The sequence below is a fragment of the Marmoricola sp. RAF53 genome, assembly GCF_052114005.1.
In the GTDB taxonomy this organism is placed as follows: Bacteria; Actinomycetota; Actinomycetes; order Propionibacteriales; family Nocardioidaceae; genus Marmoricola.
Genome location: NZ_JBFRDX010000031.1, coordinates 15922 through 38581, shown reverse-complemented (window position 1 = coordinate 38581; position 22660 = coordinate 15922). Strand labels below are relative to the sequence as shown.

Sequence of the window (22660 nt, the reverse complement as noted above, 5' to 3'; positions counted from 1 at the left end):
TTACCAAAGGAACCATCGACCATCACTACCAAAGTAGATCCAGCCAACGGGTATCAAACTAATTCGTCGACTTTTGGCACACTGTTGAGTTCTCAAGGATCAAGCGCGCACCACAACCCGACCTCACGGCCATGCTGGGGGGCAACCTGACTAACTTACTTGTCGCGCTCGGACCGAGTCAAATCGGGCCTCTGCGCGACTCCCCTGCTTGATCTCCGGTCAGAACGGAGCGATTTGGAGGGGTGGTCTTCCGGGGGCCGGCCGCCCGGCCTCTCGGCCTTGCGTCCCGCCGCTCCCTGGCGACAGAGAGAAACTTATGGGGCTGGCGGGGAGCCCGTCAAATCGAGTTCGTGTGGTCCGGGCCACATCCTGCATTGCCGCAGGTCAGAGGCCAGATGACCGCTCAAGGAGCGCCATCTGGAGCGGCACGAGCCACCCCTCGGGCAGCCTCCGGCCCCGGACAGCCGGCAAGGACGAGAGCCTCGGTGAGCTCGTCGGTGAGGGTCGAGAACAGCCGCCCGACACCGTCGGTTCCGGCCACCGCCAAGGCGTAGAGCGGAAGGCGACCGAGGAAGAACGCATCGGCACCGAGGGCCAGGGCTGTCAAGGCGGTGATCCCGGAGCGCACTCCCCCGTCGACGTACACCGGGACTGCTCCGTCGACGCGGTCGACGACCGGCGCCAGACAGTCCGCGGTGGCAGCAGCGCGATCCAGCTGGCGGCCGCCGTGGTTGGAGACCCACACGGCCGCGGCACCCGCGACCACGACCGCGGCCGCACCCCCGGGGCTGAGGACGCCCTTCGCCACCACGGGCAAGCCGGTCACCTCGTGCAACCAGGTGAAGTCCGCCGGCCCGAGGTCGCGCGCCTTCGGTGCGTCGGCCGCAGGACCGAGGTTGACCCGCAACCACGAGGGCGGCGTGGCCGACCAGATCGCGCCGTCGTCGTACTTCGTTCCCACCACGGGGGTGTCGACGGTGAGCACGATCGCCCCGGCGCCGTGCTCGACCGCGGACTCGAGCATCGGCCGGGCGAGCTCGCGGTCCTGCGGCAGGTAGGCCTGGAGCCACCAGGTCGCCCCGGTCGCGTCGATCTCGGCGAACGTCGCGGTCGCGTTGCTGGACAGCACCATCGGGACACCGTGGGCGGCGCAGGCCCTGGCCATCGCGACCTCGCCCCCGGGGTCGGCGGCGCGTTGGAGCGTGGTCGGGGCGACCCCGAACGGCACCGCCGACCGCGTCCCGAGGAACGACGTGGTCAGGTCGACCGCACGGGTGTCGGTGAGCACCCGCGGCACCAGCCGGTACCGCTCCCACGCGGCGACCGCCTCCGCGGCGGTGGTGCCGTCGCGCGCGCCCTGCCGGTAGTAGCCGTACACCTCCGGCGGCAGCACCCGGCACGCCTCGTCCTCGAGGGACGCGAGCCAGGACCCGCCGGAGGACGGCAGCGCCATCGGGTCAGCCGACCTCGACGCCGGCCAGGTTCTTCTTGCCGCGGCGCAGCACCAGCCAGCCGCCGGCGAGCAGGTCGTCCGGGCCGGGCACCAGCTCCGGGTCGGCGACGCGTTCGTTGTTGAGGTAGGCACCGCCCTCGGTGATCGTGCGCCGGGCCTCGCCCTTGCTCTTCGCCAGACCGGTCGCGACCAGCAGGTCGACGTAAGGGGTGCCCGGTGCCGCACGGGTCGCGCCGGCCTCGCGGAGCGCGGCGGCCAGCGTGGACCCGTTCAACCCGCGCAGCTCGCCTCCGCCGAACAGGGCGGCCGCCGCGATCTTGGCGTGCTCGGTCTCCTCGGCGCCGTGGACCAGGGTCGTGACGGCGTCGGCGAGCGCCTTCTGCCCGGCGCGCAGGAACGGCTTCTCCGCGGTCTGCGCCTCCAGGCCCTCGATCTCCTCGCGGGACAGGAAGGTGAAGATGCGGAGCAGCTCGCCGACCTTGACGTCCTCGGCGTTGAGCCAGAACTGGTGGAAGGCGTACGGGGACATCATCTCGGGGTCGAGCCAGAGGGCCCCGCCCTCGGTCTTGCCGTACTTGGTGCCGTCGGACTTGGTGACCAGCGGCGTCGCGAACGCGTGCGCCTTTCCGGAGTCGGCCCGGCGGATCAGCTCGACGCCACCGGTGAGGTTGCCCCACTGGTCGGACCCGCCGAACTGGAGCGTCACCCCGTGCTGCCGGAAAAGCTCCAGGAAGTCCATCGACTGCAGCAGCACGTAGCTGAACTCGGTGTAGCTGATGCCCGCCTCGAGCCGGCTCTTCACCACGTCGCGGGCGAGCATCCGGTTGACCGGGAAGTGCTTGCCGATGTCGCGCAGGAAGTCGATCGTCGACAGCGACGCGGTCCAGTCGTAGTTGTTGACCATCGTCGCGGCGTTCTCGCCCTCGAACGAGAGGAAGGGCTCGATCTGACCGCGGACCCGCTCGACCCAGTCCTTCACGGTGTCGAGCGAGTTCAGGATCCGCTCACCGGACTCCTTCGGGTCGCCGATCATGCCGGTCGCGCCGCCGACGAGCGCGAAGGGCGTGTGACCCGCGAGCTGGAGCCGGCGCGCGGTGAGGATCTGCACCAGGTTGCCCATGTGCAGGCTCGGCGCGGTCGGGTCGAAGCCGACGTAGAACCGGACGCTCCCCTGCGTCAGCGCCTCGCGCAGCGCGTCGAGGTCGGTCGAGTGCGCGATCAGGCCGCGCCACTCGAGGTCGTCCAGGAGGTGGGGGTCAACAGTCACAGGGCAAGCCTGCCGCATCGGCTCCCCGTGCGGCCAACCGCCCACCCGATCGGCGCCGTCAGCGGATCCCGAGCTTCCGCATGAAGCGCAGGCCCTTCACGGTCTGGTCGACGTTCTTGTCCCAGTCCGTGTCCGGCGGGTTCGAGAGCACCTGCTTCTTCAGCACCGCGACGTTCTGGACGTCGGTGTACTTGAGCATGCCGGCGTCGCCGTGGCGGCTGCCGACACCCGAGGTCTTGAAGCCCCCGGAGGTGCTCTTCTTGCTCGCGTACGACGCGGCCAGGCCGTCGTTGATGTTGATGTTGCCGGCCTGGATCCGGCGCCCCACGGCCTCGGCCGCCGCCACGTCCTTGCCCCACACGCTGGCGTTCAGGCCGTAGTCGGTGTCGTTCGCCAGCGCGACGGCCTCGTCGACGGTCTTGTAGGTGTAGATCGACGTCACCGGCCCGAAGGTCTCGTTCTTGGCGAGGATCATGTCCGGGGTGATGTCGGTCAGGACCGTCGGCTCGTAGAAGGCCGGGCCCAGGTCCGGACGGGCCTTGCCGCCGGTCAGCACGGTGGCGCCCTTGGCCACCGCATCGTCGACGTGGCTCTCGATCCGTTCGCGCTGCGGCACCGAGACCAGCGAGCCCATCATCGGGCTGAAGTCGTAGGTGGCGCCGACCTCGATCGCCCGGGCGGCCTCGACGAACCGCTGGGTGAACTCGTCCTTGCGCTTCTCGGAGACGTAGATCCGCTCGATGTGCATGCACGCCTGGCCGGTGTTCAGGAACGCCGCCATGATCGCGCCCGGGATCACCTCGTCCAGGTCGGCGTCGTCGAGGACGATCAGCGGGTTCTTGCCGCCGAGCTCGAGGGTGCAGCCGATCAGGTTCTGGCCGGCCTGGGCACCGATGATCCGGCCGGTCGCGGTCGACCCGGTGAACATGACGAAGTCGGCGTTCTCGACGATGGTCGAACCGATGTCCGGACCCTCGCCGCAGACGATCTGGACCAGTCCCGCGGGCATCCCGGCCCGGTAGAGCAGGTCGACGCCGTAGGCGACGTTGAGGGTCGACTTGTTGTCCGGCTTCAGCACGACGCCGTTGCCGGCGATGAGGGCCGGCATCGCGTCGGAGAGGCTGGTCGCGAACGGGAAGTTCCACGGCGAGATCAGGCCGATGACGCCCTTGGGCAGGCGGACCTCGGTCGAGGTGGACACGACCGGGACGACGCCGCCGTGCTTCTTCTCCTTGAGGATGCGCGGCGCGGCCTTGATGTAGTGGCTGGTGACCATGAGGACGTCGCAGGTCTCCTCGAACGCCATCCGGCGGGCCTTGCCGGTCTCCACCTGCATCAGGTCGGCGATCGCGAGGCCGTTCTGCAGCAGCAGCTCGTGGAACCGCTTCATCACGTCGAGCCGGCTCTTCAGCGGCCAGGACGCCCAGATCGCCTGGGCCTTGCGCGCGGCGGCGTACGCGGTCTCGACGTCCTCGGGGCTGGACTGCGGGAGGTCGAGCACCTTGTCGCCGGTGTACACCTCGGTGAGCGGGTAGGTGCGGCCGCTGGTGGAGACCACCATGCCGGTCAGCTTCGCGAGGAGTTCGGGCGTGATCGAGGACGGCAGACTCATGCCGAAACTGTAACTCGTTCTAGTTCGGATGTCATCGGCGTCACACCGCCGTCCGCATCAGGGTCCGCCCCGGGGTCCGCCCCGGGGTTCTGCCCGGGGTTCTGCCCAGGGTTCTGGGACCCTGGGACCGATGTTCGACTTCACCGGTCCGCCGCAGCAGGTGGCGAAGGGCCTGCTCGGGACGACTCTCACCTCCCACGACGCCGCCGGCAGCGTGGCCGTCCGGATCACCGAGACCGAGGCGTACGCCGGCGAGGCCGACCCCGCATCGCACGCGTACCGCGGACGGACCACGCGGAACACCGTCATGTTCGGACCCGGCGGCCACCTGTACGTCTACCGGTCCCACGGCCTGCACTGGTGCTGCAACGTCGTCACCGGGACCACCGGCACGGCCTCCGCCGTGCTGGTGCGGGCCGGCGAGGTGGTCGCGGGCCACGCGCTCGCGCGCGAACGTCGCGGCTACCCCACCCAGGACCGGCAGCTCGCCCGCGGACCGGGCAACCTGGCCCAGGCACTGGGCCTGACCGGCGACGACGACGGCATCCGCATCGGCGGCCCCCGGCTGGTGCTCTCCACCGGACGAGCCCGGTCCGAGGAGATCGGCACCGGGCCGCGGGTCGGTGTCACCCCGGCCGCAGACGTCGCGTGGCGGTTCTGGATCGTCGGCGAACGGTCGGTGAGCGCCTACCGGCGCAGCCCGCGAGCGGGCGCACCTGGGGCGACGGTGGGCGCGGAGGGGATCGAACCCCCGACCACTTCGTTGTAAGCGAAGCGCTCTACCGCTGAGCTACACGCCCGAGGACCGCGGACAGACTAGAGGCCGCCACGGACCGGGGGCAAAAAGGCTGCGACCGCTGGCGTCTCGGGTCACCAGCGGTCGCAACACGGCAATCGTGTCATGTTGATCCGCCAATGCAAGGGGCTCGTCCGAAAAAGGAGACGAAATAGTCCGTTCGGACTATCCGAATCGCCTCAAATGCCCTGCTTGGTCCAGGAGATCCCGTGCTGCACCCCGCTCGTTGTGCACCGCCCAGGCGATCCGGCCGTCCTTGCCCACGACGAACGACGACCGCTCCGCACACCCGTGCTCGGCGTCGAACGCGCCGTACGCCGAGGCGACCTCGCCGTGCGGCCAGAAGTCCGACAGCAGCGGGAAGAAGATGCCGTCGCGGTCGGCGAGCGCGCGCTGGCTGAACACCGGGTCGCAGGAGATCGCGAGCACGGTCGTCGAGTCCGTCTCGAAGTCGCCCAGGTGATCCCGGACCGCACTCAGCTCGCCGGTGCAGATCCCGCTGAACGCGAACGGGTAGAAGACCAGCAGCACCGCCTTCTTCCCGGCGTACGACGACAGCGTGAACGTGGCGCCGTGCTGGTCGCGCAACGTGAAGTCGGGGGCCGGGTCCCCCACCTGGATGGCCATTCGTCTATCCCTCGAGTCCGTGCAGCTCGCGCTTGAGGATCTTGCCGGTCGCGTTGCGCGGCAGCTCGTCGAGGAGGACGAAGTCCCGCGGCACCTTGTACCGGGCAAGGTTCGCCCTCACATGGTCCCGCAGGTCGTCCTCGGTGAGCACCGCGCCCTCCGCCAGCACCACGAAGGCGCGCAGCCGGGTGCCGAACTCCTCGTCGTCGACCCCGATCGCGGCGACCTCGACGACCTGCTCGTGCCGGGCCAGGCAGTCCTCGACCTCCTGCGGGAAGACGTTCTCGCCGCCGGAGACGATCATGTCGTCGTCGCGGCCCTCGACGAACAGCCTGCCGTTCCGGTCGAACCGGCCGACGTCGCCGGAGCTCATCAGCCCGCCGATGCTCTCCTTTCCGCCGCCGCCGGTGTAGCCCTCGAACAGCATCGAGTTGCCGACGAAGATCCGGCCGGTGGTGCCGGCGGGCACCTCGGCACCGTGTTCGTCGAGCACCTTCACCACCGTGTTCACCGGCGGCTTCCCGGCCGTGCCCGGCGCGGCGCGCATGTCCGCCGGCTGCGCGACCGTCGCCCAGGCGACCTCGGTCGAGCCGTAGATGTTGTAGAGGTGGTCGCCGAACTGGTCCATCCACTCGGTAGCCAGGTCTCCCGGCATCGCCGAGCCGGACGAGGTGACCGCGAGGACACCGGACAGGTCGTAGGCGTCGAGCGTCTCCTGCGGCAGCCGCAGGATCCGCTGGAGCATCACCGGGATCACCACGAACGACTGGCAGCGCTGCTCGGTCAGGATCCGGAGCGCGTCCTCCGGGTCGAACCGCCGGCTCAGCACGACGGTGCTGCCGAGCAGCATCGCCAGGCTCAGGTGCGCGAAGCCCCAGGTGTGGAAGAGCGGCGCACCGACGTACGTCCGCCAGCCCGCCCGCAACGGGATCCGCTCCAGCAACGCCACCCCGGCGTCGAGGTTGCCGCCGCCGCGGGGCGCGCCCTTGGGCGTGCCCGTGGTACCCGAGGTCAGGATCACCGTGCGGCCCTCACGGGCCGGCGGCGTACGACGGGCGCGGGAGCCGCGGGCGACCAGGCCCTCGACCGTGTCTTCGCCGGTGTGCTCGCCGTCGGTCCAGGCGAGCAGCCGCGGCACCGTGGTCCCGGACGCGTCGACCAGCGCGGTGAACTCCTCGTCGTGGACGAGCATCCGGGCCTGCTCGCGGGCACAGACCTCACCCAGCTGCGGCGCCGCGAAGGCGGTGTTGAGGAGCAGCACGTCGGCGCCCAGCTTGGCGACCGCGAGCGCCATCTCGACGAACCCGCGGTGGTTGCGGGCCAGCAGCGCGACCCGGTCGCCCTCGCCGACGCCTCGGCGGGACAGCTCGTCGGCGAGCGCGTTGCTGCGCTCATCGATCTCCCGGAAGGTCAGGTCGCCGAGCTCGTCCACCAGCCCGATGCGGTCGCCGAACCGTGCGGCGACGGCCCCGAAGCCACCCGCGAGGCCCATGCCCCACCGGTGCAGCGAGGTCACCACGCCGGCGAGGGCGAGCGGACCGAACGGGCGGATCACCCCGGCACGGGTCAGCACCGTGGCCGCGGTGGTCTTGCTCCGAGCCAGGCCGACGGCCTTGGCGACGAGGGTCACGCGTCAGCGACCCTTGGGGGCGACGAGCTTGGTCGCCGCCCAGTCCGCGCTCACCGGGACCGTCGTGGTGTTGGAAAGCCCCGCGATCGGGCCGGCCTCGGCCACCTCGGAGGGATCGACCGCGTTCGGCCGGCCGACCTTCGGCGAGACCAGCCAGACGGCTCCGCCGCCGGCGAGGTCGGTGAGGGCGTCCACCAGCGCGTCGACCAGGTCGCCGTCGCCGTTGCGCCACCAGAGCACCACCGCGTCGACCACGTCACCGTGGTCGCCGTCGACCATGTCTGCGTCGATCGCGTCCTCGATGGCGACGCGGACGGAGTCGTCGACGTCCTCGTCCCAGCCGAGCTCCTGCACGACCATCCCGGGCTTCAGCCCCAGTCGGTCGCCGACCCCGTGGTCTGCGCCCCCTTCGGACGGGCTCACGTCGATGCCTCTTTTCGTCTACCTGCTGGTCGCCCCCGGACGGGAGCGGATGCCCAAGTTCAGCGGACTCGGGGGCTGCAGTGCAAGCCCAGTCGGTCTCGTGTCGCAGGTCGGACCCCGGATCGGGGCCGGCCAGGGCGTACTCATGAGTAGATTTCGTGGGCTGTTTGAACGTGCCAAGATGCAAGGGTGCCCGATGAGACAGTCCCCACGACCAGCAGCGACTCCGCCCCGCACGAAGTGACCGGGCGCCCAGCACCAGCCGCGCCGCCCGTCATCCACGAAGGCCTGCCGACCCAGCTGCCCGACATCGATCCCGACGAGACCAACGACTGGATCGACTCCTTCGACGCCCTGATCGACGACCGCGGCCGCGAGCGCGCCCGGTACGTGATGCTCCGGCTGCTCGAGCGCGCCCGGCAGAAGCAGGTCGGGGTCCCGGCGCTGCGCAGCACCGACTACATCAACACCATCCCGCCCGAGCGCGAGCCGTGGTTCCCCGGCGACGAGGACGTCGAGCGCCGGATCCGGGCCTTCATCCGCTGGAACGCAGCCGTCATGGTCTCCGACGCGAACCGGCCCGGCCTGGAGGTCGGCGGCCACATCGCGACGTACCAGTCCAGCGCCTCGCTCTACGAGGTCGGCTTCAACCACTTCTTCCGCGGCAAGGACCACCCGGGTGGCGGCGACCAGATCTACATCCAGGGTCACGGCTCCCCCGGCATCTACGCGCGCGCCTTCCTCGAGGGCCGGCTGACCGAGCAGCAGCTGCTCAACTTCCGCCAGGAGGTCCAGCACGGCGTCGGCAACGGGCTGTCGTCGTACCCGCACCCGCGGTCGATGCCGGAGTTCTGGGAGTTCCCCACGGTCTCGATGGGCCTGACCGGCATCAACTCGATCTACCAGGCCCGGTTCAACCGGTACCTGAGCGGCCGAGGCATCAAGGACACCTCCGACCAGCACGTCTGGGCGTTCCTCGGCGACGGCGAGATGGCCGAGCCCGAGTCGCTCGGCGCGATCCGGGTCGCCGCCCGCGAGGAGCTCGACAACCTCACCTGGGTGATCAACTGCAACCTGCAGCAGCTCGACGGCCCGGTCACCGGCAACGGCAAGATCATCCAGGAGCTGGAGGCCAACTTCCGTGGCGCCGGCTGGAACGTGATCAAGGTGATCTGGGGCCGCGACTGGGACGAGCTCCTCGCCCGCGACGTCGACGGCGTGCTGGTGAACAAGATGAACAGCACCCCGGACGGCCAGTTCCAGACGTTCTCGGTCGAGGACGGCGCCTACAACCGGGAGTTCTTCTTCGGACCCGACCCGCGGCTGCGCAAGATGGTCGAGCACATGAGCGACCGGCAGATCGAGAAGCTGCCCCGCGGCGGGCACGACTACCGCAAGGTGTACGCCGCCTTCGACGCGGCCACCAAGCACGTCGGCCAGCCGACCGTGATCCTGGCGCACACCATCAAGGGCTGGACGATCGACGCCCTCGAGGGCAAGAACGCCACCCACCAGATGAAGAAGCTCAAGCTGCCGGACCTGCTCAAGTTCCGCGACCGGCTGTACCTGCCGATGAGCGACAAGGAGATCACCGAGGCCTACGAGGCCTCGGGCACGGCCCCGTTCTTCCACCCCGGTGAGAAGTCGACGGAGATCGAGTACATGCTCGAGCGCCGGCGCCAGCTCGGCGGATCGCTGCCGAAGCGGGTCATCCGGGCCAAGCCGCTCAAGGTTCCCGCCGACGAGGTGTACGCCGAGCTCAAGCAGGGGTCGGGGCACAACAAGATCGCCACCACGATGGCGCTGGTCCGGCTCCTCAAGGACTGGATGAAGGACCCCGAGATCGGCAAGCGGATCGTGCCGATCGCCCCCGACGAGTACCGCACCTTCGGCATGGACGCGATGTTCCCGACGGCCAAGGTCTACAACCCGGGCGGGCAGCAGTACGAGGGCGTCGACCGCAAGCAGCTGCTGAAGTGGCGCGAGGCGACCGACGGCCAGATGCTGCACGAGGGCATCTCCGAGGCCGGCGCGCTCGCCTCCGCGACCGCGGCCGGGTCGGCGTACTCGACGCACGGCGAGGCGATGATCCCGTTCTACATCTTCTACTCGATGTTCGGGTTCCAGCGGACCGGCGACTCGATCTGGGCGATGGCCGACCAGCTCGCCCGCGGCTTCCTCATCGGCGCGACCGCCGGGCGGACCACGCTGACCGGTGAGGGCCTGCAGCACGCGGACGGACACTCCCCGCTGCTCGCCGCGACCAACCCGGCCGTCGTGCACTACGACCCGGCGCACGCCCACGAGATCGCGCACATCATGCAGGACGGGCTGCGCCGGATGTACACGGTCAGCCCCGAGCACCCGCTCGGCGAGGACGTCATCTACTACGTGACCGTCTACAACGAGCCGGTCACCCAGCCGGCCGAGCCGGCCGACCTCGACGTCACCGGGCTGCTCAAGGGCGTCTACCGGTTCGGGAACGGCCCGGACCTCGGTCCCGAGGCCCCGAAGGTGCAGCTGATGGCCTCCGGCGTCGGCTTCCCGTGGATCCTCGAGGCGCAGCGGATGCTCGCCGAGGAGTGGGGCGTCTCGGCCGACCTGTGGTCGGTCACCTCGTGGAACGAGCTCGCCCGCGACGCGATCGCCTCCGAGCACGACGCGCTCCGAGCGCCCGACCAGCCCGGCCGGGTTCCGTTCGTGACCCAGCAGCTCGAGGGGGCGCCCGGCCCGTTCGTCGCCGTCTCCGACTTCATGCGCGCGGTCCCGCTGCAGATCGCCCGCTGGGTCCCGGGCGACTTCCACGCCCTGGGCACCGACGGCTTCGGCTTCGCGGACACCCGACCCGCTGCCCGGCGGTTCTTCAACGTCGACGCGGAGTCGGTCGTCGTCCAGGCGCTCCAGGCGCTCGCGAACCGCGGCGAGGTCAAGCCGGAGTCGGTCACCGAGGCGTTCAACCGCTACCGGATCAACGACCCGACCGCCGTCGCCGGCGTGCTCCAGGAGGGCGGCGACGCTTGAGCGAGCAGCTCACCCGCACCGTACGTCGATCAGCGCCGTGGTTCGCCGCGGCGCTGATCCTCGTGGTGCTGAGCATCCCCGCGTTCTTCGACCTCAAGTCGCTGCTGGTCGGGCTGGCGGTGATCTGCGCCGGGTTCGGCGCCGCCACGGCGGCGTTCACCTGGTTCGACCGCGGCCACCGCTAGGCGATCGGGACCGCCCGGGCGAGGTGCAGCTGCTCGGTGACCGGAGCCAGCGGGCCGTTGCGCAGGAGCTGGCGCCAGCGGCCGCGGTGGTAGGAGGCCGGCTGCGTCGAGCGGACGAAGTCGTTGAGCACCTTCACGAAGCGCTCGGGGTGGTCCTTGTGCGGGAAGTGACCGGAGTTGCCGAGCACCTCGACGTGGGCGCCGGGAGCGATCAGGGCGACGGTGTCGGCGTGCTTCACCGGGATCACCATGTCCTCGCTTCCCCAGACGACCAGCATCGGCATCGCCTGGGTCAGGTAGGCACGGTCGACCATGGTGACGATCTGGCCGCGGGTGTCGACGACGGCGCGCACCACGTGCGAGATCGCCGCCCGGGCGCCCGGGTCCTTGAACGTGTCGAAGATGTCGGCGACCTCGTCGAGGTCGTGGGTCGCGGTCAGACCGGTGCGGGAGAGCGCCCGCATGCCGGCGGTACCGACGTGCCGGATGCCCGGCAGGGTGAGCACCGCCATCACGGTCCTGAAGCCGGGCAGCCCGACGGCGCGGATCATCGGCGTCACCTCGGGGCCGAGGCCACCGGGAGCGACCAGCACCATCCGCTCGGTCCGCTCCGGGAACTGGTAGGCGAACTGCATCGCGACACCGCCGCCGAGGCTGTGCCCGACGACGGTCACCTTGTCGATGTTGAGGACGGTGAGCAGGTCGCGCATGCCGTTGGCGTAGCCGCCGACCGAGTAGTCGGCGCGCGGCTTGGCGCTCTGGCCGTGGCCGAGCAGGTCGGGGGCGATCACGGTGTACCGCTTGGCGAGCTGGTGGATCACCGGCGACCAGGTGGTGTGGTCGCAGCCGAGGCCGTGCAGCAGCAGGAGCGCCGGACCGGAGCCGAGCTTCACGTAGGCACGCTGGTGCCCGTGGATCGTGACCTTCTGGACCTCGAGCTCGTCGTTCACGCGCGCACCTCCGGTTCAGCCGGACGGGGGGCCGGCGTTGTGGCAGTCAAGCAGAGGGACGGCGCGCGAGGGCCCGCGTGACGAGGAATTCACATCGGAATCGGCGACGTCACCGCGCGGATGTGACGTAGGCAACATCCAGGCGCGGGGCCTCGGAACAGGCGTCCAGCAGCATCGTGCCCACCTCGGACAGGCTGGCGCGGGCCGTCCGGTCGACCCGGACACCCGACTCGAGCGCCTCCCGGAGGAGGCGCACCAGCAGGCCGAGCTCGGTCCGGTCCACCTCGCGGTGCGCCGCCTCGCCGCCGTCGCGCAGGATCGCGACGTACAGGTCCTGGGTGGGCGTCCCCGGCTCGACGCCGAGCTCCTCGAGCATCCGGGCCCGCAGGTCGGCGAACTCCAGCAGCGCCTCGGTGCGCTCGCCCGCGTGCCAGAGCGCCCGCATCAGCTGCTGCCGCGCCGCCTCCGAGAACTCGCTGTGCCGCACGGCCGTCCGCGCCAGGTCGACCGCGACGCTCCCGTTCCCGGCCTCGTCGGCGGCCCGGGCGACCCGCTGGCAGGCGGCGGTCACGTCCCGGTCGAACGACGTCCGCTCGTCCTCGGCCCAGCCGGCGTACGGGTCGCTGGCCAGCAGGCTGCCGCCGACGCCGTCCAGGACGTCGTGCACCTCCGCCGGCCCCCCGGACGCCAGCGCGGCCCGCACCGCCGGCAGGTCGACCCGGACCTGGTCGGGGTCGAGCACGTAGCCCTTGTTGAGCGTGGCGAGGGCCGCGCCCCTTCCGCAGGCCAGCCCGAGCCGTCGTCGCAGGCCGCAGACATAGCTCTCCAACGTCGCGATGTACGACGCCGGCGGCGTGCCGCCCCACAGCCGCTCGGCGAGCAGGTCCTTCGGGACGAGCGTCCCCGGGGCCAGCGCCAGCATCTCCAGCACCTGGCGCGGCTTGCCGCCACCCAGGTCCGCGGCCTCGAAGCTGCGCTCCCCGTGGCGCACCCTGGTCGGCCCGAACAACCTGATCTCGATCATGTCCGTCCCCCAACGTCCTAGTCGTAGACCATGCTGTTCCTCCGCCGCGGCGCGCAGAAGCCCAAGATTGGGGTCACGATCCCCTCAATCCTGGGTAGTCCGGACGTCACCGCCACAGCCGCGTCCGGACGGTCCCGACCACCCGATCGAGGGGTACCGCTCCGTAGTCCCGGGAGTCGATGGAGTCGGACCGGTTGTCGCCGAGGACGAAGACCGACCCCTCGACCACGGTCACCGGCCCGAACCAGGTCCCGTCGACACGCGCCGGGTCGACGTAGCCCTCCGGCACCGGCTCGTCGTTGACGAACAGCACGCCGTCACGGATCTCGACCTGACCCCCCGCCATGCCGGCGACGCGCTTGACCACCAACGCGTCGGAGCCCGGCGGCCGGAAGACCACCACCGAACCCCGCTCCACCTCCGGATCGCCCCGGAACGCCTTGCGGACCAGCACCTCGTCGCCGTGCCGGTAGGTGGGGGCCATCGAGTCCGAGGAGATCCGCATCGGTTCGACCGCGAGCCACAGGACGCCGACGGCCACGGCGACCAGCAGTGCCGCCAGCAGCCAGCACGCGGTGCGCCAGCGTCCGAGAGCCGGCACGGCCGCTACGCCAGCAGGCCGGTCGCGCGCGCGACGAGCGCCGTCAGGCCCAGCGCCAGCATTCCCGTGCACAGTCGTCCCCGCAGCGGACTCGGCAGCATGGCGGTCAGGGCGATCACCAGACCCAGCTCCGCGTCCAGGCAGAGCATGTCGAGCGGACCCACTCCTTCGATCCGGGCGCCGGGGTAGACCGGCGTCCCGTTGCCCACGCCGCCAAACACCGGCAGATGCTCTCCGCCGTGCGTGTGCGGCGGGACGAACGGGAGCTCCGCGGTCCGGCTGACCACGTAGAGCGCGATCAGCCCGAGGTTGGCGAGAAGCGCGGTGACCAGGAACCAGGTCGCGGTCACCCAGCGCAGGACCGCGGCCAGGACGAGCTGGCCGGCGCCGACGAGGACGAAGAAGGTGCCCAGCACCCAGGCCTCCTGGTAGTGCTCCGGAACGACCCACAGGTGGATCCCGCCGGCGACCGCGGCGCACGCCGCGGCCAGGATCCGGAGCCCCGGGGTGATCGTGGCCGGGCGCACCGGGGCGACCGGGACGACCGGAAGCTGTGCCGTGGTCATCGCGGCCGCCTCACAGGTCGCCCTCGGGCAGCGGGATGGCGGGCGCGTCGAACGGGCCTTCCGACGCCCGCAGCGGGTCCTTGATCTCGAACTGCCCCATCATGTCGTGGTCCTCGTGGACCAGGTTGTGGCAGTGGATCATGTACTTGCCGCGCCCCTTCTCGAACTTCATCAGCAGCTGCACGGACTCGTTCTCCCCGAGGAAGATGACGTCCTTGGCTCCCTGCTCGTGCGGGAGTGGCGGCTGGCCGTTGCGGCTGACCACCTTGAAGTCGATGAAGTGGATGTGCGCCGGGTGGTGCCACCCGCCCGAGGGATTGCGCAGCTCCCACAGCTCGACGCTGTCGGTCTGCGGATCGGCGAGAATGCTGGTGAACCCGCTGGCCACCACGTCGTCCCAGGTCTTGCCGTTGACCGTCCAGTTGCCGTTCTGGCGGATGAAGTCGAACGTGCGCTTCTTGACCGCCTGGTTCGTCTTCAGGGCCATCGTGGGCTGGCTCGGGTAGAGCGAACCGGGAATCGAGTTCCCGGCGGTGCTGAACGCGTCGCCGACCACCTCGAACTGCATGACCTTGTCGGTGTTGGTGAAGTTGATGTTGTTCTTCGGGCTGTCGTTGAGCAGCCGGATCTTCGTCCCCGCCGCGTACTTCGCGAAATCGATGACGACTTCGTAGCGCTCGGCGACGCCTTGGCGGAACGACTTCACCGACTGCGGCTTCGGCATCAGCCCGGCATCGGTGGCGATCACCGTCATGCTGGCGCCGTTGTCCAGGAACCACTTGTAGGACCGGGACGGACCGCCGTTCAGGATCCGGAAACGGTACTTGCGCTTCTTCACCTTCATCGTCGGCCAGACCCGTCCGTTCACCGTGATCACGTCTCCGTAGAAGCCCGAGCCGCCGTTGGTGTCGAACAGGAGGGAACCATCGCTGTTGAACATCTTGTCGGTCACGATCAGCGGGACGTCGTACTCACCGTGCGGGATGGCGAGCTTCATCTCGAGCGGGTCGTGCATCAGGTAGAAGCCGGCCAGGCCCATGTAGACGTTCTCGGCGGTGTGGTGAACGCCGTGGTCGTGGTACCAGAGCGTGCGGGCCGGCTGGTAGTTCGGGTAGCGGTAGTCCTTCCACTGCCCCGGGTTGGTGATGTCGCTGGCGTAGCCGTCGTACTCCGGGAGCGACGCCGAGCCGTGCAGGTGGACCGAGGTCCACGGCGTGTAGCCGAGCGTCGGGTGCCGGGACGGCAGGTTGTTGATCTGGCGGACCACGGCCTTGCGGCCCTGGGTCGTCTGGAACGTGGGTCCGGGGACCTGCCCGTTGTAGCCCCACATCATGGTCTGCAGGCCCGGGATGAGCTCGACCTGGGTCGGCTCCATCGACACCCGGTAATAGTCGGTGGTGCTGTCGGACCGGACCGGTGAGATCACCGACGGGACCGTGAACGGCTGGGTGAACGGCTGCGGGAGCGCGCTCTCCGCGATCCGGTTGGCCTGCGCCAACGAACCACTCACCGACCGCTCCAGTGGCAGCGCAACGGCGGCGCCGGCCAGGACGGACATCTTCATGACATCGCGACGAGAGAGCCCCATGTCTTCCTCCTCGTAGCAGGGAATCCCCAACGTAGAAGGGCTTCCTTGAGTTTTCCTGGGGACCTCGCGGGCAGCGGCGATCTCCAGGTTTTCCCAAGGTGGCGGGCGCGACGGTGGCCGGTGTTCCTCGGTTCCGAGGGCCTTCGCGTACCCACGAGATGAGTTGGTCATGATCGAACAAGGCACGTCGTCCCGGACAGGGACGCATCGATTTCCCCACCTCAGGACGGCAGTGACGGTCGCGCTCGTCGCCGTCGGCCTGAGCTTCCTCACCCCGCTCGCGCCGGCGCGCGGCGCGGTGGCACCGGTCGGCAACGGCTTCACCGTGACGCCCGGTGACCTGTCGTTCATCCTCAAGCAGATCAAGATCGCGGAACGGCACTCCGCGACGCTCACCCCGGCGAATCCGTGCGGCACCCTCGTCGGCACGGCTGCCAACCAGATCCCGGACCGGCTCTCGTCGTTCGGTCTGCGCACCGTCGACGGCAGCTGCAACAACCTCTTCGACGGCCGCACCAAGTTCGGGTCCGCCGACCAGCCGTTCCCGCGGTTGACCACCCCGGTCTTCCGCGACGCTGAGGCGGCCCCGGCAGGTTTCCCGCCGCCGCCCTCCGGCCCCGGGACCAACAGCACCTACAAGCAGAAGAAGGGCTTCGTCTACGACTCGAAGCCACGCACGGTCAGCAACCTGATCGTCGACCAGACCTCGACCAACCCGGCCGCGATCGCCGCGGCGGGCTTCCCGGTGCGTTCCCAGGGCAACCCGGGCCAGTTCCCGTGCACGGTCGACCCGGACCCGACGGCACAGCCGCCGGTCGAGGGCTCCCCGGCCGGCTGCGTGCCGTCCCACCAGACGCTGTTCATCCCGAACGTGACCACCGACGTCGGCCTCTCGCCGCCGTACAACTCGCTGTTCACGTTCTTCGGCCAGTTCTTCGACCACGGCGTGGACCAGACCGTGAAGAGCGGTGGCACCGTCTTCGTGCCGCTGAAGGCCGACGACCCGCTGCGCACGGTCGGCCCGGACGGCAAGGCCGGCACCGGTGACGAGGTCCCGGCCAGCCAGGCGTTCATGGTGCTCACCCGCGCCCAGAACCAGCCCGGCCCCGACGGCGTCCTCGGCGACAACCCGGCCACCCCGGCCGACGAGAGCGCCGACGACGTCCAGGACGCCAACAACACCGACAGTCCCTGGGTCGACCAGAGCCAGACCTACACCTCGCACGCCTCCCACCAGGTCTTCGTCCGCGAGTACAGCCTGAACGGTGCCGGTCGCCCGGTCGCCAGCGGCAAGCTGCTCGGTGGCCTGCCCGCCGGCCAGACCTACTCGGGCTCGCCCGACGGCACCACCGGCATGGCCACCTGGGCCTCGGTGAAGAAGCAGGCCGCCGAGAAGCTCGGCCTGCGGCTCGTCGACCGCGACGTGACCAACATCCCGATGCTGGCCACCGACCCGTACGGCGAGTTCATCCCCGGTCCGGCACGGGGTCTGCCGCAGTACGTGACCAAGACCGGCCTCGTCGAGGGCAACATCGCCGCCCCGGTCGCGGTCCCGGCCAACGTCGTGTACTTCGACACGCCGTTCCTCACCGACATCGCGCACAACGCGGACCCGAGCCCGGCGGACAGCGACAACAACCCGGCCACCCCGCCGGTCGTCCCGACGCCGGACGCGAACAACACGCCCAGCGCCGACTTCGCCCACCAGCCGCTCAACACCTACGACGACGAGATGCTCAACGCGCACTTCATCGCCGGTGACGGCCGCGTCAACGAGAACATCGCGCTCACGACGATCCACCAGATCTTCCACTCCGAGCACGACCGCCTCGTCGACGACATCACCAACACGCTCAACGACCCGGCGAACGCGGCCCTGAAGGCGGCGTACCAGGACCGCACCAACACCGGGGCCTTCACCTTCGGCGACCGGCTCTTCCAGGCGGCCCGGTTCGTGACCGAGATGGAGTACCAGCACCTGGTCTTCGAGGAGTTCGCACGCAAGATGGTGCCGGCGATCCGGCCGTTCCACGTCTACGTGCCGGACCCCAACCCGGCGGTCCAGGCCGAGTTCGCGCACGCCGTCTACCGCTTCGGGCACTCGATGCTCGACGACGACGTCGCCCGGACCAACATCAACGGTAGTGACAACTCGATCCCGCTGCTCACGGCGTTCCTCAACCCGCCCGAGTACCAGAACGGCGGCTCGGTGGGAACGCTGACGCCGGAGCAGGCAGCCGGCAGCGTCGTGATGGGTTCGGCCGACCAGGTCGGCAACGAGCTCGACGAGTTCGTCGTCGAGACGCTGCGCAACAACCTGCTCGGACTCCCGCTCGACCTGCCCACGCTGAACATGGCCCGTGCCCGTGACGCCGGCATCCCGCCGCTGAACGAGGTCCGGCGGCAGATCCACGCGAGCACGAACGACGCCGCGATGGCGCCGTACACGAGCTGGACGGACTACGGGCAGCACCTGAAGCACCCGGAGTCGCTGATCAACTTCGTGGCCGCGTACGGCACGCACCCGACGATCACCAGCGCGACCACGCTGGCGGCCAAGCGGGCAGCGGCCAAGGCGATCGTGGACCCGAGCTCGGCTCCGGCCACGGACCCGGCGAACATCCCGGCGGACGCCGCGGCGTTCATGTTCGGGACCGACGGACGGACCATGGCCGGCTGCGACGCCCCCGGCGCCGACTGCCGCGACTGGAGCGACGTCAACGGCAAGCCGTCGACGGGTCTCGAGGAGGTCGACCTCTGGGTCGGCGGTCTGGCCGAGGTCACGAACCTCTTCGGCGGTCTCCTGGGCAGCACGTTCAACTACGTCTTCCAGAAGCAGCTGGAGGACCTGCAGGAAGGTGACCGGCTCTACTACCTGAACCGGACGCCGGGCATGAACCTGCGCACCCAGCTCGAGGGGAACTCCTTCTCCGAGATGATCCAGCGGAACACCGACGGCACCAACACGCTGAAGGCCGACGCGTTCGCCACCGCGGACTGCAAGTTCCAGCTGGCCAACCTCGCCGGCACCGCCGCCGGGTTCCAGCAGTTCGGGTCCACGGTCGCCGACGACCCGTCGACGCCCGACTGCAACGAGACCCTGCTGCTGCTGCGCCAGCCGGACGGAACGATCGCCTACAAGACCCGGAACACGGTCGACCCGACCGGCATCAACGGCCAGTCCGTCTACAACGGCACGCCGGGCACCGACCGGGTCAACGGCGGCAACGACAACGACACCTTCTGGGGCGGTGACAGCGTCGACTTCCTCGAGGGCAACGGCGGTGACGACGTCGCACTGGGTGGCAACGGCAACGACATCCTGACCGACCTCGACGGCGCGGACGTGCTCAAGGGCGGTCCGGGCAACGACGCCATCGACACCGGCCCGGGTGACGACATCTCCATGGGCGGCGACGGTCAGGACTTCATGAACGGCGGCGCCAACGACAACGAAGCCTTCGCCGGTCCCGGCAACGACTTCATGATCGCCGGCCAGGGTGCGGACGCCGTCTTCGGTGACGGAGGCGACGACTGGATCCAGGGTGGCCTCGGTCAGGACCTCCTGATCGGTGACCACGGGGCCCCGTTCTTCGACGACCCCGCCGAGGACAAGCCCGGCAACGACGTCTTCGTCGGCCAGCCCGGTGAGAACGACTACGACGCCGAGGGCGGGGACGACCTGATGTCGCAGAACCCGGCCATCGACCGGAACGCCGGTGCCGGCGGGTTCGACTGGGCCTACCACCAGTACGACACCACGGGCGCCGACGACGACATGGCGATCAACAACAACCTGCTCGGCAACCCGCTGCCCGTGGTCGTCAACCGCGACCGCTGGCAGGAGACCGAGGGCGACTCCGGATCGGCGTTCAACGACGTCATCCGCGGTGACGACGCGGTCCCGCGCACGGTCGGCGGCGGCGGCTTCACCGGGTGCGACGCGCTCGACCAGACCGGCGTCAACCGGATCAACGGACTGGCCGCCCTGCTGCCGCCGCTGACCGGTACCGCGGCCGACGTGGCTGCTGCCTCCGCCACCGGGACCTGCCCGCTCAGCGGGCCGGTCTGGGGCGACGGCAACATCCTGCTCGGCGGTGCCGGCAGCGACACCATCACGGGTCGTGGCGCCGACGACATCATCGACGGTGACAAGTTCCTCGCCACCCGGATCAGCCTGCGCACCGACCCGGCTGACCCGACGACGGAGATCGGGAGCACCGACCTGATGGAGCACACCGCGCTGACCGGCACCTTCGGTCCGAACACCGCGGGTGAGACGCTGCAGAAGGCGGTCTTCGACGGTGACGTCGATGCCGGCAAGCTGGTGATCGTCCGGGAGATCCTCAGCCCGCCCGCCTCCGACTCGACGTCGGTCGACACGGCGGCCTTCTCCGGGCCGCGCGCCAACTACACCATCTCGTTCCTCGCGGGTGGGGTGGTCACGGTGACCGACAACGTCGGGACCGACGGCACCGACCGGATCACCAAGGTCGAGAAGCTCCAGTTCACCGACCAGACGCTGGACATCGCGACAGCGCCGAACGCACCGGTGATCGGCACCGCCGTGGCGGGCAACGCCTCGGCGACCGTGAACTGGACGCTCGGGGCCGCGAACGCCTCGTCGCCGATCAACCAGTTCCAGATCGAGGTGCTCGTCGGCGGGGTCGTGCAGCGGACGGTGACCGGCATCGCCGCGAACCAGCGGTCCGCGGTGGTGAACGGGCTGACCAACGGCACGACGTACACCTTCCGGGTGATCGCCGTGAACCAGGTCGGGATCTCCAGCCCGCCGTCGGCGCAGTCCAACGCGGTCACGCCGAACAACCCGGCACCCGAGGTGATCTCCAGTACGCCGGCCAACGGCGCGACCGGGGTCTCGCTCACCAACGACCTGACCGTCACCTTCGACGAGCCGGTCACGGGCATCAGCGGGACGTCCGTCATCCTCCGCAACCCGGCGGGGGCGACGGTGGCCTCGGCGCTGACGTTCAACAACGCGACGCGCACGCTGACGATCAACCCGAACGCCAACCTGGCGGCCGGGACCACCTACACCCTGACCCTGCTCGGGACCCTGCCGAACGGCACGGCCGGGATCAGGAACGCGGCGAACCTCCGGTTGGCGAACACGACGATCACGTTCACCACGCTGGCGGACACCACGGCACCGACGATCACGTCGATCAACCCGGCGAACGGGTCGACCGGCGTGGCCCGGAACACGACCGTGGTGATCACCTTCAGCGAGCCGGTCCAGGCGGCCAGCACGAACAACGTGCAGCTCAGGTTCCCGGGTCTGCTCGGGATCCCGACCCTGGTCGCGGGCACCGTCACGCTGAACGCGGCGGGCACCCAGGCGACGTTCAGGCCCACCCTGAACCTGGGAGCCAACGTGCTCTACACGCTCACCGTCACCGGGGGGACGAACCAGATCCGTGATCTGGCGAACAACCCGCTGTCCCCGACGACGACGACGAGCACCTTCAGGACCCGGTAGCGGCGAGGGGACTACCGGAACGCGTGGGGCGCCTGCCGGCGGCAGGCGCCCCACGCTCCGCTCGAAGACAGCGAAAGGGGACGACCAGTGCTAGATCAGGACCAGCGGGATCTCGGCCTCGAGCTGGGCGCCCCCGGCAGCCCGGTCCCGTACGTCGAGCCGGCCGCCGATGTCGCCGAGCAGCTCACCCAGGAGCCGCAGGCCCGCGTGCCCTTGCTCGACACGCGGGCCTGCTTCCCCCGTCTCACCCAGACCCTGGCCGTCGTCGGTGACCCGGATCAGCAGGTTGTCCGCGTCGCTGGTGATCTCGACGCCGACCCGGGTCGCGCGGGCGTGCCGCTCGACGTTGCGCAGGCCCTCGCGGATGACCCGGTAGGCGAGGCCGCCGACCTCGGGGCTGAGGTCCAGGTCGTCCGGGACCCGGGCGTCGACCTCGATGCCGTGGCGCCGCAGCCGCGGCACGAAGTCGCCCACCGCGCGCGCCAGGCCGTCGCCGGAGAGATCGGCCGGGAACAGGTCCGCGACCATCGCGCGCAGCGCAACGAGGTCGTCCTGGAGGATCTGCTCCATCCGCCCGAGGGTCGCCCGGGGCTCGTCACCGGTGTCGTCGCGCGGCAACCGTTCGACGACCGAGGGCAGCGCGTAGCTCATCGCCGCCAGGTCCTGGACCACCCCGTCGTGGAGGTCGTGCGCCAGCCGGCGCCGCTCGACGTGCCAGGAGCTCATCGACCGGTCGAGGATCTCGCTGCGGTGAGCACTCACCCGCTCGGCCCAGCCGGCCAGCGAGTACGCCAGGGCGAGCACGGCGAGCTCGAAGACGAGCAGCACGCCGAGAGTCAGCGGCAGCAGCTGCCGCAGGACCGAGCTCCGGGCGGCGTCGATCCGCTCCGAGGACGTGTAGGTCTCCAGGACGAATGGCACCCCGTCGGCGTCGTTGCTGCCGACGTACACCTCCATCAGGGGGGCCTCGGCGTGCTCGAACTCGTTCTCGCCGCCGTGCAGGTCGGAGACCTCGACGGCGGTCGCCCGGGTGCCGAAGAGCACCCGGACCCGCGGCGGCAACCGGAAGGTCCGGCCGACCAGCGGATCCTCGTCGGACCAGATCACCCGACCGCTCCGGTCCCATACCTTGATGTGCCGCAGCACCCGGCCGCCGAGCAGGCCGGACAGCACCTGGTCCATGGCCTCGGTGGCACCCGGGTCGCCGGCGCGGACCTCGTCGCTGACCAGCGGGCTGGCGATGTCGTCGGCGATCGCGACCGCGCGTACCTCGGCCTCGCGCAGCGCCTCGCGCTCGGCGATCTGACGGCTCGCGAACAGGGTCACCGCGGACAGGACCAGCAGCGCGAGCACGCTGAGCACCGCGAACCGGGTGAGGTAGGTGCGGACCAGCGAGCGCTGCGGCATGCCCCGGTCC

General features: G+C 70.1%; 16 protein-coding genes and 1 tRNA gene. 4 read left to right on the top strand and 13 right to left on the bottom strand.

What is annotated here, in order from left to right:
• Positions 1-403: 403 nt before the first annotated feature.
• From AB4Y76_RS19615 to AB4Y76_RS19605, 3 genes are read right to left on the bottom strand one after another with little or no spacing between them, the layout of a single operon-like run.
• Positions 404-1453 (bottom strand): alpha-hydroxy acid oxidase, encoded by a 1050-nt coding sequence (locus tag AB4Y76_RS19615; protein WP_441928385.1) that lies wholly within the window; start codon positions 1451-1453, stop codon positions 404-406.
• A gap of 4 nt (positions 1454-1457) precedes the next feature.
• Positions 1458-2720 carry a tyrosine--tRNA ligase gene (gene tyrS / locus AB4Y76_RS19610; RefSeq protein ID WP_441928383.1) on the bottom strand — a complete coding sequence of 421 codons (1263 nt, stop codon included), beginning with the start codon at positions 2718-2720 and terminating at the stop codon, positions 1458-1460.
• A 58-nt stretch (positions 2721-2778) separates the two neighbouring features.
• Positions 2779-4332, bottom strand: coding sequence for a succinic semialdehyde dehydrogenase (locus AB4Y76_RS19605; protein ID WP_441928381.1), 1554 nt, complete (start codon positions 4330-4332; stop codon positions 2779-2781).
• Between the two features lie 28 nt (positions 4333-4360).
• Here AB4Y76_RS19605 and AB4Y76_RS19600 point away from each other — a divergent pair, with 28 nt between their 5' ends.
• On the top strand, positions 4361-5101 hold the full coding sequence (locus AB4Y76_RS19600; protein WP_441928391.1) for a DNA-3-methyladenine glycosylase: 741 nt from the start codon (positions 4361-4363) through the stop codon (positions 5099-5101).
• Here AB4Y76_RS19600 and AB4Y76_RS19595 read toward each other — a convergent pair.
• The 4 genes from AB4Y76_RS19595 to AB4Y76_RS19580 all read right to left on the bottom strand — a co-directional run bounded on the left by AB4Y76_RS19595 (position 5061) and on the right by AB4Y76_RS19580 (position 7808).
• Positions 5061-5132, bottom strand: a tRNA-Val gene (locus AB4Y76_RS19595). The genes AB4Y76_RS19600 and AB4Y76_RS19595 overlap by 41 nt on opposite strands.
• A gap of 161 nt (positions 5133-5293) precedes the next feature.
• On the bottom strand, positions 5294-5755 hold the full coding sequence (locus tag AB4Y76_RS19590) for a peroxiredoxin (RefSeq protein ID WP_441928379.1): 462 nt from the start codon (positions 5753-5755) through the stop codon (positions 5294-5296).
• Positions 5756-5759: 4 nt separating this feature from the next.
• The gene (locus AB4Y76_RS19585) at positions 5760-7385 is read right to left on the bottom strand and encodes an AMP-binding protein (RefSeq protein WP_441928377.1); all 1626 of its coding nucleotides are present in this window, start codon (positions 7383-7385) and stop codon (positions 5760-5762) included.
• Positions 7386-7388: 3 nt separating this feature from the next.
• A complete protein-coding gene (locus AB4Y76_RS19580; protein ID WP_441928375.1) occupies positions 7389-7808 on the bottom strand; it encodes a DUF3052 domain-containing protein in 420 nt (139 codons plus the stop codon).
• A 240-nt stretch (positions 7809-8048) separates the two neighbouring features.
• Between AB4Y76_RS19580 and aceE the strand changes: the two genes are divergently transcribed.
• A complete protein-coding gene (gene aceE, locus AB4Y76_RS19575) occupies positions 8049-10829 on the top strand; it encodes a pyruvate dehydrogenase (acetyl-transferring), homodimeric type (RefSeq protein WP_441928389.1) in 2781 nt (926 codons plus the stop codon).
• Positions 10826-11014 carry a hypothetical protein gene (locus AB4Y76_RS19570; protein WP_441928373.1) on the top strand — a complete coding sequence of 63 codons (189 nt, stop codon included), beginning with the start codon at positions 10826-10828 and terminating at the stop codon, positions 11012-11014. The genes aceE and AB4Y76_RS19570 overlap by 4 nt, the downstream gene beginning before the upstream one ends.
• Here AB4Y76_RS19570 and AB4Y76_RS19565 read toward each other — a convergent pair.
• The 5 genes from AB4Y76_RS19565 to AB4Y76_RS19545 all read right to left on the bottom strand — a co-directional run bounded on the left by AB4Y76_RS19565 (position 11011) and on the right by AB4Y76_RS19545 (position 15743).
• Entirely contained in the window at positions 11011-11964 is a 954-nt protein-coding gene (locus AB4Y76_RS19565) for an alpha/beta fold hydrolase (RefSeq protein WP_441928371.1), read from the bottom strand. The two genes, AB4Y76_RS19570 and AB4Y76_RS19565, sit on opposite strands and share 4 nt — an antisense overlap.
• Before the next feature lie 109 nt (positions 11965-12073).
• On the bottom strand, positions 12074-12988 hold the full coding sequence (locus AB4Y76_RS19560) for an AfsR/SARP family transcriptional regulator (protein ID WP_441928369.1): 915 nt from the start codon (positions 12986-12988) through the stop codon (positions 12074-12076).
• A gap of 106 nt (positions 12989-13094) precedes the next feature.
• Positions 13095-13589, bottom strand: coding sequence for a signal peptidase I (gene lepB, locus AB4Y76_RS19555; RefSeq protein ID WP_441928367.1), 495 nt, complete (start codon positions 13587-13589; stop codon positions 13095-13097).
• A 5-nt stretch (positions 13590-13594) separates the two neighbouring features.
• Positions 13595-14155, bottom strand: coding sequence for a hypothetical protein (locus AB4Y76_RS19550; RefSeq protein ID WP_441928365.1), 561 nt, complete (start codon positions 14153-14155; stop codon positions 13595-13597).
• A 10-nt stretch (positions 14156-14165) separates the two neighbouring features.
• Entirely contained in the window at positions 14166-15743 is a 1578-nt protein-coding gene (locus AB4Y76_RS19545; protein WP_441928363.1) for a multicopper oxidase family protein, read from the bottom strand.
• A 232-nt stretch (positions 15744-15975) separates the two neighbouring features.
• Here AB4Y76_RS19545 and AB4Y76_RS19540 point away from each other — a divergent pair, with 232 nt between their 5' ends.
• On the top strand, positions 15976-21243 hold the full coding sequence (locus AB4Y76_RS19540; RefSeq protein WP_441928361.1) for a peroxidase family protein: 5268 nt from the start codon (positions 15976-15978) through the stop codon (positions 21241-21243).
• A gap of 90 nt (positions 21244-21333) precedes the next feature.
• Here AB4Y76_RS19540 and AB4Y76_RS19535 read toward each other — a convergent pair whose 3' ends face one another.
• Positions 21334-22650 carry a sensor histidine kinase gene (locus tag AB4Y76_RS19535; protein WP_441928359.1) on the bottom strand — a complete coding sequence of 439 codons (1317 nt, stop codon included), beginning with the start codon at positions 22648-22650 and terminating at the stop codon, positions 21334-21336.
• Positions 22651-22660 lie beyond the last annotated feature (10 nt).

Excerpts from the sequence above, each read along its gene's own strand:
- AB4Y76_RS19615 (WP_441928385.1), bottom strand. The coding sequence starts at position 1,453 with ATGGCGCTGCCGTCCTCCGGCGGGTCCTGGCTCGCGTCCCTCGAGGAC.
- AB4Y76_RS19605 (WP_441928381.1), bottom strand. The coding sequence starts at position 4,332 with ATGAGTCTGCCGTCCTCGATCACGCCCGAACTCCTCGCGAAGCTGACC.
- AB4Y76_RS19600 (WP_441928391.1), top strand. The coding sequence starts at position 4,361 with ATGTCATCGGCGTCACACCGCCGTCCGCATCAGGGTCCGCCCCGGGGT.
- AB4Y76_RS19590 (WP_441928379.1), bottom strand. The coding sequence starts at position 5,755 with ATGGCCATCCAGGTGGGGGACCCGGCCCCCGACTTCACGTTGCGCGAC.
- AB4Y76_RS19560 (WP_441928369.1), bottom strand. The coding sequence starts at position 12,988 with ATGATCGAGATCAGGTTGTTCGGGCCGACCAGGGTGCGCCACGGGGAG.
- AB4Y76_RS19550 (WP_441928365.1), bottom strand. The coding sequence starts at position 14,155 with ATGACCACGGCACAGCTTCCGGTCGTCCCGGTCGCCCCGGTGCGCCCG.
- AB4Y76_RS19545 (WP_441928363.1), bottom strand. The coding sequence starts at position 15,743 with ATGGGGCTCTCTCGTCGCGATGTCATGAAGATGTCCGTCCTGGCCGGC.
- AB4Y76_RS19535 (WP_441928359.1), bottom strand. The coding sequence starts at position 22,650 with ATGCCGCAGCGCTCGCTGGTCCGCACCTACCTCACCCGGTTCGCGGTG.